13 protein-coding genes are annotated in these 16,943 nt (G+C 70.7%); 6 read left to right on the top strand and 7 right to left on the bottom strand.

Annotated features, from left to right (window positions below; genetic code table 11):
• The first annotated feature begins 73 nt into the window (after nucleotides 1–73).
• Nucleotides 74–1,426 (top strand): DUF6745 domain-containing protein, encoded by a 1,353-nt coding sequence (locus LWF15_RS00685; protein ID WP_232808334.1) that lies wholly within the window; start codon nucleotides 74–76, stop codon nucleotides 1,424–1,426.
• Between the two features lie 33 nt (nucleotides 1,427–1,459).
• Nucleotides 1,460–1,945 carry a hypothetical protein gene (locus LWF15_RS00680; RefSeq protein WP_232808333.1) on the top strand — a complete coding sequence of 162 codons (486 nt, stop codon included), beginning with the start codon at nucleotides 1,460–1,462 and terminating at the stop codon, nucleotides 1,943–1,945.
• A gap of 58 nt (nucleotides 1,946–2,003) precedes the next feature.
• Here LWF15_RS00680 and LWF15_RS00675 read toward each other — a convergent pair whose 3' ends face one another.
• The 7 genes from LWF15_RS00675 to LWF15_RS00645 form a co-directional block, all read right to left on the bottom strand.
• Nucleotides 2,004–4,535, bottom strand: coding sequence for a DEAD/DEAH box helicase (locus tag LWF15_RS00675; RefSeq protein ID WP_232808332.1), 2,532 nt, complete (start codon nucleotides 4,533–4,535; stop codon nucleotides 2,004–2,006).
• A gap of 20 nt (nucleotides 4,536–4,555) precedes the next feature.
• On the bottom strand, nucleotides 4,556–5,344 hold the full coding sequence (locus LWF15_RS00670; protein ID WP_232808331.1) for an SDR family NAD(P)-dependent oxidoreductase: 789 nt from the start codon (nucleotides 5,342–5,344) through the stop codon (nucleotides 4,556–4,558).
• Between the two features lie 121 nt (nucleotides 5,345–5,465).
• Complete coding sequence (locus LWF15_RS00665; RefSeq protein WP_232808330.1) at nucleotides 5,466–8,006, bottom strand: FtsX-like permease family protein; 2,541 nt, start codon at nucleotides 8,004–8,006, stop codon at nucleotides 5,466–5,468.
• A gap of 3 nt (nucleotides 8,007–8,009) precedes the next feature.
• The gene (locus LWF15_RS00660; RefSeq protein WP_232808329.1) at nucleotides 8,010–8,801 is read right to left on the bottom strand and encodes an ABC transporter ATP-binding protein; all 792 of its coding nucleotides are present in this window, start codon (nucleotides 8,799–8,801) and stop codon (nucleotides 8,010–8,012) included.
• A 161-nt stretch (nucleotides 8,802–8,962) separates the two neighbouring features.
• Complete coding sequence (locus LWF15_RS00655; protein WP_232808328.1) at nucleotides 8,963–9,784, bottom strand: response regulator transcription factor; 822 nt, start codon at nucleotides 9,782–9,784, stop codon at nucleotides 8,963–8,965.
• Nucleotides 9,781–10,974, bottom strand: a complete 1,194-nt coding sequence (locus tag LWF15_RS37200; RefSeq protein ID WP_232808327.1) for a sensor histidine kinase — start codon at nucleotides 10,972–10,974, stop codon at nucleotides 9,781–9,783. The genes LWF15_RS00655 and LWF15_RS37200 overlap by 4 nt, the downstream gene beginning before the upstream one ends.
• 175 nt (nucleotides 10,975–11,149) lie before the next feature.
• Nucleotides 11,150–11,986 carry a class I SAM-dependent methyltransferase gene (locus LWF15_RS00645; RefSeq protein WP_232808326.1) on the bottom strand — a complete coding sequence of 279 codons (837 nt, stop codon included), beginning with the start codon at nucleotides 11,984–11,986 and terminating at the stop codon, nucleotides 11,150–11,152.
• 60 nt (nucleotides 11,987–12,046) lie between these two features.
• On the opposite strand from LWF15_RS00645, the gene LWF15_RS00640 reads away from it, so the two are divergent.
• The 4 genes from LWF15_RS00640 to LWF15_RS00625 all read left to right on the top strand — a co-directional run bounded on the left by LWF15_RS00640 (nucleotide 12,047) and on the right by LWF15_RS00625 (nucleotide 16,846).
• The gene (locus LWF15_RS00640; RefSeq protein ID WP_232808325.1) at nucleotides 12,047–13,399 is read left to right on the top strand and encodes a DUF6716 putative glycosyltransferase; all 1,353 of its coding nucleotides are present in this window, start codon (nucleotides 12,047–12,049) and stop codon (nucleotides 13,397–13,399) included.
• 189 nt (nucleotides 13,400–13,588) lie between these two features.
• On the top strand, nucleotides 13,589–14,485 hold the full coding sequence (locus LWF15_RS00635; protein WP_232808324.1) for an N-acetylneuraminate synthase family protein: 897 nt from the start codon (nucleotides 13,589–13,591) through the stop codon (nucleotides 14,483–14,485).
• Between the two features lie 8 nt (nucleotides 14,486–14,493).
• The gene (locus tag LWF15_RS00630) at nucleotides 14,494–15,504 is read left to right on the top strand and encodes a hypothetical protein (RefSeq protein ID WP_232808323.1); all 1,011 of its coding nucleotides are present in this window, start codon (nucleotides 14,494–14,496) and stop codon (nucleotides 15,502–15,504) included.
• Between the two features lie 124 nt (nucleotides 15,505–15,628).
• Nucleotides 15,629–16,846 (top strand): acylneuraminate cytidylyltransferase, encoded by a 1,218-nt coding sequence (locus tag LWF15_RS00625; RefSeq protein ID WP_232808322.1) that lies wholly within the window; start codon nucleotides 15,629–15,631, stop codon nucleotides 16,844–16,846.
• Nucleotides 16,847–16,943: the final 97 nt, after the last annotated feature.

Genomic DNA, 16,943 nt, shown 5'->3' with positions numbered 1-16,943 from the left:
GGGGTACCCAGCGTGGACATCGGGGGCAATACTCGATAGCGACGCCAGGCTCGCCCTAACGGGAGGGGGACGGATGCCGGACGAGGCGCCCGTGCGGAACGACGCGACCTTCGGGCCCGCGTTCGTCTCCCGCTGGATTGCCGGCAGCCTCGACATCACCCCGCTGACCGAGGCCGACCGCAGCGAGGTGGAACACGGTCTGGCCGCCGTGCACACGGGGGTGGGGCTTCGCTGGCACGGCAACGTGGTGTGGGTGCGCTCCCCGCAGGAGTTCACCCGCGCCCTGGCCGGCGCCCCGGCGCTGATGCGGGGTCCCTACCTGGCGGCCGACGGCCGATCCCGCCTGCCCGCCCGCGCCCTGCGGCTGGGCAAGGCGTTCACCCAGGGCACCATGGTCACCGGCTACGCGTTCATCGCCGCCATGGTGGCGTTCCTGCCCTCCTTCTACGCCGGCTCGCTGGCCAGCCGGGTCGCCGGGCAGCAGCTCGGCGGCGGGGGCCTGCTGGCCGTGGTCATCCTGGTCACCATCGTCACCGGTCTGGCCGCGGCCGCCGTACTCACCCGCGCCGCGGTCAACTCGGCCCGCTCGGTGTTCGCCCCGATCGGCGAGGACCTCGGCCACCGGCTGCGCCCACTCCTTTCCCGAGGGCGGCCGGGCCCGGTCGAAGTGGGTGAACCGGTGCGACGTGCAGTCGGCGGGCTCTGGTCCGAGCGGCTGCTCGAGGGCGCGTGGACCGAGGGCACCAAGGTGCGGGGGTTCCACCGCGACGGCGTGCTGCACGACCGCCGGGCGGTGGGGGCCGCTCACCAGGCGGCGTACCGCGAGGCGGGCCTGTCCGTGCTGGACCCGGGCGACCAGGCGGTGCTGTCCGGGCTGGTGGCGGTGCGCCGGGCGCTGGTCTGGGTGCCCTACGCCTGGCTGACGGTGGTGCTCGAGCCGCCCGTGCAGCTGCACACCGAACGGGCCGGCGACGAGGTGCGGCTGCATCGTGAAGACGGCCCGGCGGTGGTCTGGGCCGACGGCCAGGTCGAGTTCTACCTGCACGGGGTGCGGATCCCGGCCGAGCTGGCGGGCCGCGAGCCCACCGTGCGCGAGCTGCACGCCGAGCGCAACTCCGAGGTCCGGCGGGTGCTGATCGAGCGCGAGGGCTGGGCCCACTACGTCGACCGGGCCGGGCTGCGCCTGGTGGCCAGGTCGGCCGATCCGGGCAACCCCGGCCGCGAACTGCGGCTCTACCGCACCCCGGCCCGGGTGTTCGACTCCGAGCGGCTGCTGCTGATGACCAACGGCAGTCCCGACCGCAGCGGTGCGCTGCGGCACTACGCCGAGCTCGTGCCGGGCGAGCTGGACGATCCGATCGAGGCGGCGGCCTGGCAGTACGGGGTGCCCGCCGAGGTGTACCGCGAACTGGCCCGCCGGACCTGACGCATCCCGGGAAGTCGAGATAAGGAGCGCAAAATGCATACCTACGGCTCGGCGCTGGCTCTGATCGGCGTCACCGTCCCCGACCACCTCGAGTCCGAGGCCGGAGTGCCGGTGCTCACCGCCCCGCAGGCCCAGGGTGACCTGTTGATCGTTCCCGTGGTCCCGCCGGAGAAACCGTCCTGGGCCGTCGTGCCGGACGCGGGCGAGCAGGTGGTGCACGGCGAGGCCACCGGTAACACCCACTGGCTGCACCGGGGTTTCGATTCTCCGGCGGTGCGCTGGGCCCGCGCCGGCAGCGAAGACCCGCTGGTGGTGGGTTACGTCGAGGTGCCCGAGGGGCAGTCGGCCCTCTTGGTGCACACCGACGAGCACGGGGCCAACGGCATCGGTACGGGCACCTACGCCATTCGCCGTAAGCGCGAATACGTACGCCCCGAGCCGGAACTCGCCACCAAGCCCCTGATGCGTGGCTTCACCCGGCGCCCCGACGCGAACGCGTGGGATCTGGTCTGGGACTGAGGCACCCGACGCGACCACACCCGTCCTCAATCCGATTCAAGGACGGGTGTGGTCGGGCTCAGTCGCTCAGCGGGCCCACGTCGGCGACGGTCAGCACGGCCGCGCCGGCCTCGTTGCTGGCGGCCAGGTCGACGTCGGCGGTGATCGCCCAGTCCCGGTCGCCGGCCGGGTCGTCGAGGATCTGGCGCACCTCCCACTTACCCGCGAACTCCTTGATCTGGAGCATCTTCGGGCCGCGGGCGTCCGGGCCGGTGCCGACCGAGTCGTACTCCTCGAAGTACTCCTCGATCGCCTCTTGCCACTCGTCGGCGGTGTAGCCGTCGGTCTCGGCCTCCAGTTCGCCCAGCGGTGTCCACGCCCGCTTGGCGAACAGCTCGACCCGCCGGAACATCGCGTTGCGCACCAGCACGGTGAAGGCCCGCTTGTTCGCGGTGACCGGCGGAGGACCGGTCGGGCCGGCCGGCTTGCCGGCGGCCTGCTCCTCCTCGGTGGGGTTGCGCAGCGACTCCCACTCGTCGAGCAGGCTGGAGTCGGTCTGGCGCACCAGCTCACCCAGCCACTCGGTGAGGTCGGTGATCTCCTCGGTGCGCACCGCGTCCGGCACGGTCTGGCGCAGCGCCTTGAACACGTCGGACAGGTAGCGCAGCAGCGTGCCCTCGCTGCGGGCGAGCTGGTAGAAGTTGATGTACTCGCCGAACGTCATGGCCCGCTCGAACATGTCGCGCACCACCGACTTCGGCGACAGCTCGTGGTCGGCGACCCAGGGGTGGCCGGCCCGGTACACCTCGAAGGTGGCCTCGAGCAGCTCCTCCAGGGGCTTGGGCCAGGTCACCTCCTCGAGCAGCTCCATCCGCTCCTCGTACTCGATGCCCTCGGCCTTCATCTCGGCCACGGCCTCGCCGCGGGCCTTGAACTGCTGGGCCGAGAGCACCTGGCGCGGGTCGTCGACGGTGGCCTCGATGATCGAGAGCACGTCGAGCGCATAGGTCTCGGAGGTCTTGTCCAGCACCTCGAAGGCGGCCAGCGCGAACGGCGACAGCGGCTGGTTCAGGGCGAAGTTGGCCGGTACGTCGACGGTCAGCCGCACCGTGCGGCCGAACTCGTCCGGGGTGTCCAGCTTCTCCACCACGCCGGAGGTGAGCAGCGCGTCCCAGATCGCCTCGGCCTGGTCGAGGTGCCGCTGCCGGGCGCCGCCCTCCTCGTCGTTGCCCTCCAGCAGCTTCTGCATCGCCGCGTAGGCGTCGGCCGGGCGGGCCAGCACGTTCAGCACCATCGAGTGGGTGACGGCGAAGCTCGAGGTCAGCGGTTCGGGCGGGGAGGTGCTGAGCCGCTCGAAGGTGGACCTGCTCCAGGAGACCGAGCCCTCCGGCGGCTTCTTGCGGACGATCCGTTTCTTCTTCTTCTCGTCGTCGCCGGCCCGGGCCAGCAGCCGCTCGTTCTCCACCTCGTGGTCGGGCGCCTGGATGATCACGGTGCCCGCGGTGTCGAACCCGGCCCGCCCGGCCCGGCCGGCGATCTGCAGGAACTCGCGCACCTTCAGGTGCCGCTGGCGGACCCCGTCGTACTTGGACAGGCCGGTGAACACCACCGTGCGGATCGGCACGTTGATGCCCACGCCCAGGGTGTCGGTGCCGCAGACCACCTTCAGCAGCCCGGCCTGGGTGAGCTGCTCGACCAGCCGGCGGTAGCGCGGCAGCATGCCCGCGTGGTGCACCCCGACGCCGTGCCGGACCAGCCGGGACAGCGTCTTGCCGAAGCCCGCGTTGAACCGGAAGTCGCCGATCGCCTCGGCGATCCGCTCCTTCTCGGCCTTGCTGCACATGTTGACGCTCATCAGCGCCTGGGCCCGCTCCATGGCCGCGGCCTGGGTGAAGTGCACGACGTAGATCGGCGACTGCTTGGTGTCGAGCAGTTCGGTGAGGGTCTCGTGCAGCGGGGTGGTGGCGTAGGAGAAGAACAGCGGCACCGGGCGCTGCTCGGAGCTGACCGTGGTGGAGGGCCGGCCGGTGCGCTCGGTGAGCGCCTTCTCGAACCGGGTGACGTCGCCCAGGGTGGCCGACATCAGCAGGAACTGCGCCTTCGGCAGCTCCAGCAGCGGCACCTGCCAGGCCCAGCCGCGGTCCGGGTCGGCGTAGAAGTGGAACTCGTCCATCACCACCTGGTGGATCGCCGCGTCGGCGCCCTGCCGCAGGGCCAGGTTGGCCAGCACCTCGGCGGTGCAGCAGATGATCGGCGCGTCGGCGTTCACCGCCGCGTCGCCGGTCATCATGCCGACGTTGGCCGCCCCGAACATGTCGATCAGGGCGAAGAACTTCTCCGACACCAGGGCCTTGATCGGCGCGGTGTAGTAGCTGCGCTCACCCCGCGACAGGGCGTAGAAGTGCGCCCCGGCCGCCACCATGCTCTTGCCCGAGCCGGTCGGGGTGGCCAGGATGACGTTCGAGCCGGAGACGATCTCGATCAGCGCGTCCTGCTGGGCCGGGTACAGCTCCAGCCCCTTCTCGGCGGTCCACTCGGTGAACGCCTCGAAGATCTCGTCCGGGTCGGCGTCGGGGCCAGGGCTCTTGGGCAAACGGTCCAGCAGGCTCATGATCTGCCCATGCTCTCATCTCAGACGGTGAGCACCGATCCGGAGTCCACGCGGTAGTTGCTGCCGTTGACGAAGCTCGCCCGCTCGGAGCACAGGAAGGTGATCACCGAGGCCACCTCGCCGGCCTCGCCCCGTCGCTTCAGGGCCATCCCGGGCCGCTCCTCGTCCAGGAAGCTGCTGACCGCCTCGTCGAAGCTGGTGCCGTTCTCCTGCGCGCGCTGCTTCATCATCGCGTCGGTCATCGGGGTGGCGATGAAGGCCGGGGACACGGTGTTGACCAGCACCCCGTCCGGGCCGTAGGTCTTCGACAGGCCCTTGGCCAGGGTCACCACCGCGGCCTTGGCCGCGCAGTAGGGCAGTTCCTCCACGTAGGGCTGCACCGCGTCCTCGGAGGCCAGCAGCACGATCCGGCCCCAGCCGCGCTCGCGCATCGGCCCGACGAACGCCCGCACCACCCGCACGGCACTGAAGAAGTCGGTGTCGAAGGTCTTCTGCCAGCCGTCCTCGTCGATCTCGTGGAAAAGCCCCTGGGCGCCGGTGATCCCGGCCGCGTGCACCAGGATGTCGGGGGACCCCAGGTCGGCCGTCACCTGGCTGTGCAGGTGGGCGACCTCGGCCGCAACGGTCAGGTCGGCGGCCACCGCGACCACGTCGCCCAGCTCGGCCGCCGCGGCGCCGAGCCGCTCCGGGTCCTGGTCGGTGATCGCCACCCGCACCCCCTCGGCGATCAGCTGACGGGCGGTGGCCAGGCCGATGCCGGAGTCGGCGCCCGTGATCAGAGCGGTCCGGCCGGTGAGTTCGAGATCCATGCCGGTGACGGTAAGTCCGATTGCGCGGGCCAACCTGTCGAGAACCGCCGACCACACGAACAGGGGACGTCGGTGCGCTCCTTGCGCACCGACGTCCCCTGTTCGTGTGGTTGCCCTGGGGTCAGGCCGAGGCGATCGCGGCCACCGGCGAGATCTTCGCCGCCCGCCGCGAGGGCAGGACCGAGGCCACCGCCCCGGCCACGGTCGCGGCCACCAGGATGGCCAGCACCTGCAGCACCGGGATGTCGATGTGGACCGTGCCCTGGCTGCCCAGCACCGCCTTCACCGCCAGCACGCCGTAGGTCGAGCCGATCACGATGCCGATGGCGGCGGCCACACCGGCGATCAGCATCGCCTCCCACAGCAGCATCCAGCGCAGCTGCCCGCGGGTCAGGCCCAGGGCCCGCAGCACCCCGGACTCCTTACGGCGCTCCAGCACCGACAGGGCCATCGTGTTGCCCACCCCGATGATCGCGATCACCACGGCCACCGCCAGCAGGCCCAGGACGATCAGCAGCAGGATGTCCAGCAGCTGGTCGAACGCCGCCCGCTCGTTGGCCGAGCCGCTCAGGCCGCTGTCCGGGTCCACGTCGGCCGCGGCGCTGGCCACCGCGTCGAGGGTGTCGTTGCGCTCGTCGTTGTCCAGGTCGTCGGCCAGCTTCGCCCAGACCTCGCTGAGCTGCGTGCTCACGCCCAGCCGGGCGATGTCGGCAGAGGCCACCCGCGGGCTGTTGATCTCGGTGTCGGGCACCACGTGGGCGGTGAGCTCGATGCTCTTGCCCTTGGCCTTGAGGACCAGCGGCTTGCCGTCGGCGGCCCCGGCCTCGCTCTCGTAGTACTCCGGCAGCACGATCGTGCCGGCCTGGGGCACCAGGCCCTGGTCGTCGGAGCGCACCACGGTGGCGGCCTTGGCCGGGTCGACGACCTGGGCCCAGCTCTCCTTCATGGTGCCGATCTGCAGCGAGGCGCCCTCGACCGGCATCGCGGCGGCCACGTTCTCGACCCCGGCGATGGTGCCGGCCAGCGTGGTCGGGGCGTTCTCGCTGGAGCCGACGTAGACCACCACGTCGGTGGGGAAGCTGTCGTCGATCGCGGCCGAGGCCGAGGCCCGGGTGGTGGCCGCGCCGACCACCATCATGGTGGTCAGGGTGACCCCGATGATCAGCGCGGTGGCGGTGGCCGCGGTGCGCTGCGGGTTACGGGTGGCGTTGAGCGCAGCCAGCTTTCCGGGCACCTGGCCGGCCGGGCCGACCACCCGGCCCACCGCCGCGACGGCGATCGGGACCAGCCAGCGGGCCAGCAGGAGGACGGCCAGGAAGGTGACCATCCCGCCGCCCGCGGCGATCAGGATGTCGTTCTCCTTGCCGCCGTAGTAGGCGATGCCCACCCCGGGCACGGCCAGGATCAGCCCGGCGATCCGGCGGAACAGGCCGGCCCGGGTGGTGATCGGTTCCTCGTCCATCGGGCGCATCGCGGCCAGGGGCGCCACCCGGGTGGCTTTGCGGGCCGGGTTGAAGGCGGCCAGCATGGTCACCACCGTGCCGATCGCCATGCCGATCAGGATCGGCGTCACCCCGATCGAGACCCCGCTCAGCGGGATCGTCAGGTCGTAGCCGGCGGCGATCGCCGAGACTGCGGCGGCCAGGCCGATGCCCACGGCCACGCCGAGCGCCGAGGCGGCCACACCGATCACGAACGACTCCACCAGCACACCCCGGCGCAACTGCTTGCCGGCCGCGCCGATCGCCCGCAGCAGGGCCAGTTCACGCACCCGCTGGGCCAGCAGCACGGCGAAGGTGTTGGCGATCACCAGGGCACAGACGAACACCGCGATGGCGCCGAAAACCAGCAGCACGGCGGTCAGTTCGGTGCTTCCGCTGGCCAGGTTGTTGGCCGCCTCCTCGGACTCCTCGTCGCCGGTGCGCACGGTCAGCGTCTGACCGGCCTTGGAGCCGTCCAGCTCGGTACGGACCTTCTCGACCAGGTCGGCCGGGTCGACCCCGGAGGCCGCGGCCACCCGGATCGCGTCGACCTCGGTGGCGTTCCAGTCGGCGGCCTGCTCCGGAGTGGTCCAGAACTGCCCGCCGCCCATGGCGCTGATACCGGAGGCGCGGTCGGTCAGGCCGACCACGGTGGCCTCGACGGAACGGGCCGGGGCGGTCTCGTTGCCCTCGTTGTCGAAGGCGGCCTGGATCTGCATCTCGATCCGGGTGCCGACCTCCAGATCGCCGCTGGGGGCGGCGACGACCTGGCCCGGCCCCTGCGGCCAGGTGCCGGACTCCAGCTTCTGCCAGCGCAGTTCGCCCTCGGCCAGGGACTGCACCTGGGCGTAGCGGTAGCCGTCGGCGCCCACCTCACGGGTGTTCACGTAGGCGGTGTGGTCGACGGCCACGGCGGCCACCTCGGGCAGCTGCGAGATCTGCTCGCCGAACTTCGTCCACTGCTGTTCGGTGGGCAGCTCGCCGCCGGTGTTCCAGTCGAACGCGACCACCCCGTCGGTGGTCCGGTACTGGCTGGTGAGGGCGCCGAAGACGGTGTTGCGGAAGGTGGAGTTGAGCACCAGGGTGGCCACCACGAAACCGACCGCGATGATGATCGCCAGAGCGGTCGCGATCAGGCGGTGGGCCTGGGTGCGCAGCTGCGCCAGGCTGAGCGCGAGCATCGGTCAGCCTCCCAGGTGACGCAGCGCGTCGAGCACGCTGTCGGTGGTCGGGGAGAACAGCTCGCCGGCGATCGCGCCGTCGGCCAGCAGCACCACGCGGTCGGCGTAGGAGGCGGCGACCGGGTCGTGGGTCACCATCACCACGGTCTGCCCGGTCTCGCGCACACTGGCCCGCAGCATGCTCAGCACCTCGGCACCGGCCGTGGAGTCGAGGTTGCCGGTGGGCTCGTCGGCGAAAACCACGTCGGGGCGGGGGAGCAGGGCCCGGGCGATGGCCACCCGCTGCTGCTGGCCGCCGGACAGTTCGCTGGGGCGGTGGGTGAGCCGCTGGGTGAGCCCCAGGCGCTGGACGATGTCGTCGTACCACTGCTGGTCGGGCGAGCGCCGGGCCAGCGTGAGCGGCAGTTCGATGTTGGCCTTGGCGTTCAGCGCCGGGATCAGGTTGAAGGCCTGGAACACGAAGCCGATCCGGTCGCGCCGCAGCCGGGTCAGCTTGGCGTCGTTCAGGCTGGTGAGTTCTGTGTCGCCGAGGAAGACCTTCCCGGCCGAGACGGTGTCCAGGCCGGCCAGGACGTGCATCAGGGTCGACTTGCCGGAGCCGGAGGGGCCCATGATCGCCGTGAACGCGCCCTTCTCGAAGCTCACGTCCACCCCGCGCAGGGCCGCGACCTGGTTCTCGCCGCGGCCGTAGACCTTCTGCACACCGAGCGCCCGGACGGCGGTCTCGCGGGTCTGGGGCCGGCCGTACTCACCGGCGTGACCCGGCTGGGTCTGCTGGGCCGAGGTCCAGGACATCGGTTCTCCTCCTCAGGAAAGGACATTCGTCTCTGAGGAAGAAGCTATTGACCAGGGGGTCCCGGGCACATCGCGCCGCGGGATGATCCGGGTCGGCCGCCGGGCGTCAGCCCGTGGGATGACCCCGGTCGCGGCCGTAGTCCCGGGGGATTACGCACCGCCTAGGGCCGCACGATGCCCAGCTGGTAGGCGAGCACCACGATCTGCACCCGGTCGCGGGCCGCCGTCTTGGTCAGCACCCGGCCCACGTGGGTCTTCACCGTGGCCTCGGAAACCACGAAGTGCGAGGCAATCTCGGCGTTGCTCAGGCCGTTGGCCATCAGCACGAACACCTCGTACTCGCGCGGGGTGAGGTCGGCCAGCACCCGGGGCATCGGGTTGTCCGGGCCGGGGGAGGGCGCCTGGGCCAGGGCCTCGGCCGGGTTCGGCACACCCGAGGCGACCGAGAAGCCCTTGGGGACGTTTGCGGGCGGCGGGGTGCCCGGGTCCAGCACCGGGGCGCCCAGCACCGACTCGGCGGTGCCGTTGGCCAGCATCGGGCCGATGTGGTGCAGCAGCCGGCGGGTGGAACTGGCGCCGATCACCGCGTCGCCGGCGAACACCGTGCGCACCGCGGCCAGCATCTCCTCGGGCGGGGCGTCCTTGAGCAGGAAGCCGCTGGCCCCGGCGCCGATCGCCGACATCACGTACTCGTCCAGGTCGAACGTGGTCAGCACGACCACCTTGGGAGCCTGCGGCAGTGCGACGATCCGGCGGGTGGCCTCGATCCCGTCCATCTTCGGCATCCGGACGTCCATCAGCACCACGTCCACCGCGGTGCCGCTCAGCCGGGTCACCGCCTCTTCCCCGTTGGCCGCCTCGACCAGCACGGACAGGTCCGGCTGGGAGTCGATCACCATCCGGAAGCCGGCCCGGACCAGTTGCTGGTCGTCCACCAGCGCGACCCGGATCGGGGTGGCCGGGTTGTCTGTGGGTTCGCTCACGGGTTCTGACGGTAGGGCAGATACGCCCGGACTCCGAACCCACCGCCCTGCCGAGGCCCGGCCTCCAGCTGCCCGCCGTACAACGTCGCCCTTTCGCGCATCCCGATCAGCCCCTGACTGCCAGGGGTGGCCGGGGTGGCGGCCGCGCCCCGGCCGTCGTCCTCGACCCGGATCTCCAGCGCCTCGCTGAGCCACATCAGGCGGACCCGGGCCTCGGCGCTAGGCCCGGCGTGCTTGAGCACGTTGGTCAGCGACTCCTGAACGATGCGGTAGGCGGCCAGCCCGGGCCCGGCCGGGAGCACCACCGGCTCGCCGAGCACCTCCAGGGTCACGGTCAGCCCGCTGCCACGGACCTGGTCGACCAGATCCTTGATCGCCTCGGTGTCCGGTTGCGGGGTGAGCTGCTGGGTACTGTCGTCGCGCAGCACTCCGAGCAGGGCCCGCATGTCGGCCAGAGCCTGCCGGCCGGTGGCGGAAATGGTCTCAAGTGCGGTGATAGCCGCCTCGGGGTTGTGCTGTGCGGCATATCGGCCACCGTCGGCCTGCGAAATCGTCACCGACAGTGAGTGCGCTACGACGTCGTGCATCTCCCGGGCGATCCGGGCCCGCTCGGCCGTAGCGGCCAGCTGGGCCTGCTGCTCGGCCTCGGACTCCAGCAGCCGGGCCCGTTCCTCCAGCCGGGCCTCGTCCCGCAGCCGCAGCCGGCGCATCCGGCCCAGCGCCCAGATCCCGAACAGCACGGTGGCGGTGAAGGTGAGCGCGAACGGGGTGTCGGCGCCGCCGGAGATGATGCCCTGGAAGCTCATCGTCACGCCGCCGGCCAGCCAGGCGATCACGGCGCCGGTCCAGCCGGCCCAGCGGGGGCCGTAGGCGGTCACCGCGTACAGCGAGCAGAACACCGCGAGCGTGGCGACCAGCAGGTACATGGACTCGGCACTGAGCATCACGACGAACCCGGCCGCCGCCACGGCCAGCGCCGAGCGCAGCGGACGTCGGCGGCGCCAGGCCAGGGCGCCGACCATCACGATGGTGGGCAGCCAGGAGATCGTGACCGGCCCGCCCACGAGGGCGATGAACAGCATCGCCAGCGCGGCCAGGGCTGCGGCGGCACTGTCCACCTCGAAGGGGTGCAGGCGCAGCCACTGGTAGGTGGCCTCCACCCGGGGGATGTCCTCGCTCGCCTGACTCACCCGGCCACCGTACGTTCGGCGGCCCGGCCGCACGTCAGACCCGCGGCTGATCTGCTCCCCATTCGGCGTCAGACCCGGGTAGGAGCAGACGTGACACGACAGAGTCCCGGCATGACAGAGCCCGGGCATGACAGAGCCCGGGCCGCCGGGCCCGGGCTCTGCTGGTGCTCTGCTTCTACTGCTCTTCGGTGGGCTTGCCGTACGGGTTGTCGCGCAGCGCCTTCTGGTCGGCCTCGGCCTGCTGCTGCGCGGTCAGCGCGCCGACGCCCTTGGGGGCGTTCGGGTCGTTCTTGACCCCGGCGTAGAAGACCCGCCAGTTCTCCCGCCAGCCGCCGAACGCGTCCGGCTCGAGCTTGTGCTTGCCCTTGCCGACCAGGTTGCGCCGCCGCTCCACGGTGTCGAACTGGGCCTGCATCACCCGCAGGTCCTGGAAGATGAACGACAGCGCCTCGGGGGTGTAGCGCCAGTAGTCGACCGGGCAGGGGTGGTAGCGCCAGCTGAACAGGGTGGAGTGGTAGGTGAAGCCGCCCGGCTTCAGCAGCCGGGTGATCTCCGGCCCGGCCAGCCACGGCTCCCGGATGTGCTCGAAGACGTCGACGCTGATGATCGCGTCGAAGCTCTCGGACTCGATCTCGGGGCAGTTGGTGATGTCGCCCTGGATCACCCCGGGCTCGGAGATCTCCAGGTCGAGGGCGTTGTACTCGAAACCGGGGAACCAGTCCTTGTAGGGGTTGGCGCGCCCACCGATCTCGAGAATTCGCCCACCCTTCACCCCGGATTTACCCAGCATGGTCTTGATGTGCTGGCCGATGCGCTCGGTCCGGGGCGGGAACGCCTCGAAGTTCTGCTCCAGGCGCTGACGGGACTTGGCCTGCTCGAGCAGCTTGGCGTCGGCGGGGGGGATCTCCGCAGGGGGCTGTTCCTGCACTTGACCTCGGCGTCTACCCAGCCGGCGCAACTGCTCGGTCACCACGTGAAGCCTCCGCTCGGTCGGGTCCGGGGAACTTTGCATTCCCCTGTGCATCCTCTCGTGCGTGCACAAGGGGACGGCCAAAAACCTTACACTCCGCTGGTGCCCCATCATGTGATCGCTGTCGCGGAATCTGACTCCTTCCTGAAGTGGGCCGTCAGTCTCTTCGGGCAACTGCCGGCCGGGACGAAGACCGAGGTCGTCGTCGCCTGCTCCCCGGCCAGACCGTCGGCCTCGCAACGCATTGCAGCGCTCAGTGGCACTGCGTACGCGGGTCATGACCCTGAGGTGCTCTCGCCCGGTCAGCTGCTCAAGCGGGTCGAGCGCGACCGGCCGGACGCTGTGCTGCTGGCCCTGACCGGCCCGAGCGTGCACGCCTACTCCGAGGCGCTGAGCCGGGCCAGCCACCGGCCGGTGCTGATCACCGGCATCCCCGGCATCGCCATCCCGGCCCGGCGGCGGGCCTGGGGCTACCGCGGTGCCGTCGACCTGTGGATCGTGCACAGCCACCGCGAGGCGGAGGAGTACGACCAGGTCCGCCGGCAGATGGACATGAAGGGCCGGCTCGGCCTGGCCACCATCCCGTTCCTGGCCCGCCCGGCCGACATCCTGCCCGCCCAGGAGCTGACCGGTGGGCAGAACGCCGGGCAGCAGCAGGCTTTCGAGCACACCCCGGCCGAGGCGCTGGAGGGCGACACCAGCGTCGAGCCGCTGAACTCGGTGGCCAAGCCGCACCGCAATCGTGTGCTCTTCGCCACTCAGGGGAAGGTGCCGCGGGTCAAGAAGGACCGGATCCTGATCCTGCAGAGCCTGGCCCGTCTGGCCGCCAACCGGCCCGACCTGGAGGTCGTGGTCAAGACCCGCGGCGGGATCGGCGAGTTCCACACGCACCACGAGCCGCACCACTACCAGGCCCTCTGGGAGGAGCTGGTGGCGTCCGGCGAGGTGCACTCGCCCGAGGCCCTCACCTTCGCGGCCGGGTCGATGGCCGAGCAGCTGGCCGACGCGGTGGCCCTGGTCACGGTGAGTTCCACGGCCGTACTCGAAGCGATGGCGTTGGACATTCCGGTGCTTCTGATCGACGAGTTCGGCGTCTCCGAGAACCTGATCAACCAGGTGTTCGTCGGTAGTGGCGTGATGGGTGGACTGGACCAGCTCGAGCAGGGTGACTTCCGTCATCCCGAAACCTGGTGGCTGGCCGACAATTACTTCCACCCGCGCAGCGACAACGACTGGATCGGTATGCTCGACGAGCTGGTGGCGCAGGCCCGTGAGGGCCGTCTGCCCACCATCGCCTCCGGCCTGAACAAGGGCCGGTCGGCGAAGCGCCGTCGGCTTGACCGCCTACGGCTGACCCCGGCGGGCAGCGCGATCGTGCGCGCCCGGGTCAGAATGCGACAGAGGGTGAAGCAGTCCTCACAGTCGCTGGCAAGTACATCGGCACGAAGTTCCTGAAGTGTCGACATCTGGATGCCGGTTGTTCACACGGGCCCTTGACGGCATCCGTAACCTAAACTCTCGCTCTCCGGGATCGTGGCCGACGAGGGGCTGCCCGAATCCTGCCGGTGTCCCACACACTTGGGATCACTCCGGGGCTAATTCCGGCCCGGAGACTAGAGGGCCCTCAGGCTTGAAGGAGCAACAATGACTGCTGGACCCACCAAGACGATCGCGCCGGTCGAGATCGGCGGCAAGCTGGTCGGACCCGACCAGCCGGTGTACGTCATCGCCGAGATCGGTCTCAACCACAACGGTGACGTGGCGATCGCCAAGCAGCTGATCGACATCGCCCACGAGGCCGGATGCGACGCTGTGAAGTTCCAGAAGCGCACCCCCGAGATCTCCACCCCGAAGGACATGCGTGACGTCCAGCGGGAGACCCCCTGGGGCACGATGAGCTACCTCGACTACCGCTACCGCGTGGAGTTCGAGGAGGAGCAGTACACGGAGATCGACAACTACTGCTCCAAGCTGGGCATGCACTGGTTCGCCTCGCCGTGGGACGTGCCCTCGGTGGAGTTCCTGGCCGCCAAGTTCGACGTGGTCACGTTCAAGGTCGCCTCGGCGTCGGTCACCGACATCGAGCTGCTCACCGCGATGAAGAACACCGGCAAGCCGGTCATCCTCTCCACCGGCATGTCGACGCTGGAGGAGATCGACAAGGCGGTCGAGACCCTGGGCACCGAGAAGCTCGTGATGATGCACGCGACGAGCACCTACCCGATGCCGGCGCACGAGGCCAACCTGCGCACGATCAACACGCTGCGCGAGCGTTACGGCGTGCCGGTCGGCTACTCCGGCCACGAGCGCGGCCTGCAGATCAGCCTGGCGGCCGTGGCCCTGGGCGCGGTCACCGTCGAGCGGCACATCACCCTCGACCGCACCATGTGGGGCTCGGACCACTCCGCCTCGCTGGAGCCCGAAGGCCTGCGTCACCTGGTCCGCGACATCCGGATCATCGAGGAGGCCCTGGGCGACGGCGTCAAGCGCGTCTTCGAGGGTGAGCTCAAGCCCAAGGCGCGTCTGCGCCGCGTCGGCTAGTCATCCCCGTGACCGACGTCGCCGGATCAACCACCGTGCAGGCCTGGGTTGAGTCGCCCTTCCAGCTCCTGGGAGCTCTGGAGGCGCACGCCTCGGGCCGGCTCGGTGGCCGGCTCGTCGTCCTTCCGCGGAAGGGCGTCGAGCCTCTGGTGACGGCGGTCGCCGAGGTCACCCGTCTGGGACTGCCGGACGGTGTGACCATCAAACTTCCCTCCGGGGCGCCGCGTCGCGGCGGCGAGGACCTCGCCGTCGGCGACGCATTCTCCGGGGCCGTGCACCGTCTGCTGGTGCAGGCCCCACCCCGCAACCTGGTGCTGCTGGACGACGGCCGGGCCACCCGGCGGGTGATGAACGCCCTGCTGAAGGACGAGGTCCCGCTGGTCCGCCCGCACGTGAAGCAGACCGCCCACCGCACCGTCCTGGCCCGGATGGCCAAGATGCGGCTGCGCCGGATGATCGGCCAGCAGCGGCTGCGCGTGATCACCGCCCTCGAACTGCCCGCCGACGTGCTGCGGGCCGCCGCCCAGGTGGGCCTGCCGGTCGAGCGCAACGACTTCACCTGGCTGCGCTCCCTGCCCGAGACGGAGCAGGACCGCACCGACCCCGACCGCACCGTGGTGCTGGGCACCTCGATGGTGGCCAACCGGCTGATCAAGGCCCAGCCCTACCTGGCCTGGATCCGCGGCCTGGCCGACAAGGGCCCGGTGGTCTACCGGGCGCACCGCCGGGAGAACGCCTCCACGCTGAGCCCGCTGACCAACTATCCCGGGATCGACGTGGTCCGGGGCCACGTCCCGGTCGAGGTCAGCCTGCGCGGGATGGGCGAACGCCACCGCGTCGTGTCACTTCCCAGCACGGCCGTCTCCACCCTGCGGCTGATCGCCCCGCAGGCCGACATCCGCGAGTTCGCGGTGCCGCAGGAGTGGTGGATGCCCGACGTGCCGGACGCCGCCCGCCAGGTCCTGGTGCCCGACGGCGACGCGGATTTCCTTGAGATCGCGCAACATTCATCGAGCTGAGCAGTCCTGAGCACTCCGCCCGGACGGTATTCTGCTGGGTAGGCCCTGCCGGGGCCCGGCCATGGTGCCTGATGTTCCTGGTCAAGCTGCTGGCCCCTGTTTCGAGCTAGTCCCGAGGACCCTCGTGAGTGACGCACCACCTGCCCAGACCCGCCCCCGAGTCGTCGCCGTCATCCCCGCCCGTGGCGGGTCGCAGGGCGTCCCCCTCAAGAACCTCGAGCCGGTCGGTGGCCGCAGCCTGCTGATGCGGGCGGTCACCGCCTGCCGTCAGTCGCAGCTGATCGACGAGGTCTACGTCAGCACCGACCATGCCGGTATCCAGGAGGAGGCCCGCCGCGCCGGGGCCCACGTGGTGGTCCGCCCGGCCGCCATCTCCGGCAACACCGCCTCCTCGGAATCGGCTGTGCTGCACGCGATCAACGAGATCCAGGGCGACGGCCCGGCCCCCGAGGTCACCGTCCTGGTGCAGTGCACCAGCCCGTTCATGAACCCGGCCGACCTGGACGCCGCGGTCGGGCGGGTGCTGGCCGGGGAGGCCGACTGCGCCTTCTCCGCGGTCGAGAGCCACGCCTTCCTCTGGAAGTACGGCCCGGACGGCCTGATCGGGATCAACCACGACGCCAGCTTCCGGCCCCGCAGGCAGGACCGTGACACCGAATTCCGTGAGACCGGTGCGTTTTACGCGATGCGCACCGACGGCCTGCGGCGTCACGGCCGGCGGTTCTTCGGCACGCTGGTGGCCCAGCGGGTGAACGACGACCACGCGATGGAGATCGACACCCCGGACGACCTGCACATCGCCCGGCTGCGCGCGGCCGTGCTGGAGGAGCAGGAGCGCATCGACGGCCTGCCGGTGATCGACGTCGACGCCCTGGTGATGGACTTCGACGGCGTGCACACCGACGACTCCTCGATCGTCCTGCAGGACGGCACCGAGAGCGTGCGGGTCAGCCGGGAGGACGGGATGGGCATCAAGCTGGCCCGTCAGGCCGGCCTGAAGATGCTGATCCTGTCCACCGAGGTCAACCCGGTGGTCGCCGCCCGCGGCCGCAAGCTGCAGATCCCGGTCATCCACGGGCAGTCCGACAAGGCCCAGGCACTGAAGGAGTGGCTGGCCGCCGAGGGGCTCGACCCGGAGCGGGTGGCCTACGTCGGCAACGACGTGAACGACCTGGGCTGCCTGCGCATGGTCGGCTGGCCGATCGCGGTGGCCAACGCCCACTCCGACGTGATGGCCCTGGCCCGGCTCACGCTGACCAAGTCCGGTGGCTACGGCGCCGTGCGCGAGGTGTGCGAGCTGGTCATCTCGGCGATCAACGAACGCGAGGCCGGCCGGGCCTGAGCCAGGTCACCGAACCACGAAGAAGGGGCGTGCCCGCGCACGCCCCTTCTTCATGCCCGCAGAAAGCGCCGCGGGTCGTTCGTTCCCCTTCTATTTT

Source organism: Kineosporia rhizophila (genome assembly GCF_021277265.1).
GTDB lineage: Bacteria > Actinomycetota > Actinomycetes > Actinomycetales > Kineosporiaceae > Kineosporia > Kineosporia rhizophila.
This window is presented reverse-complemented; position numbering and strand designations above follow the sequence as displayed.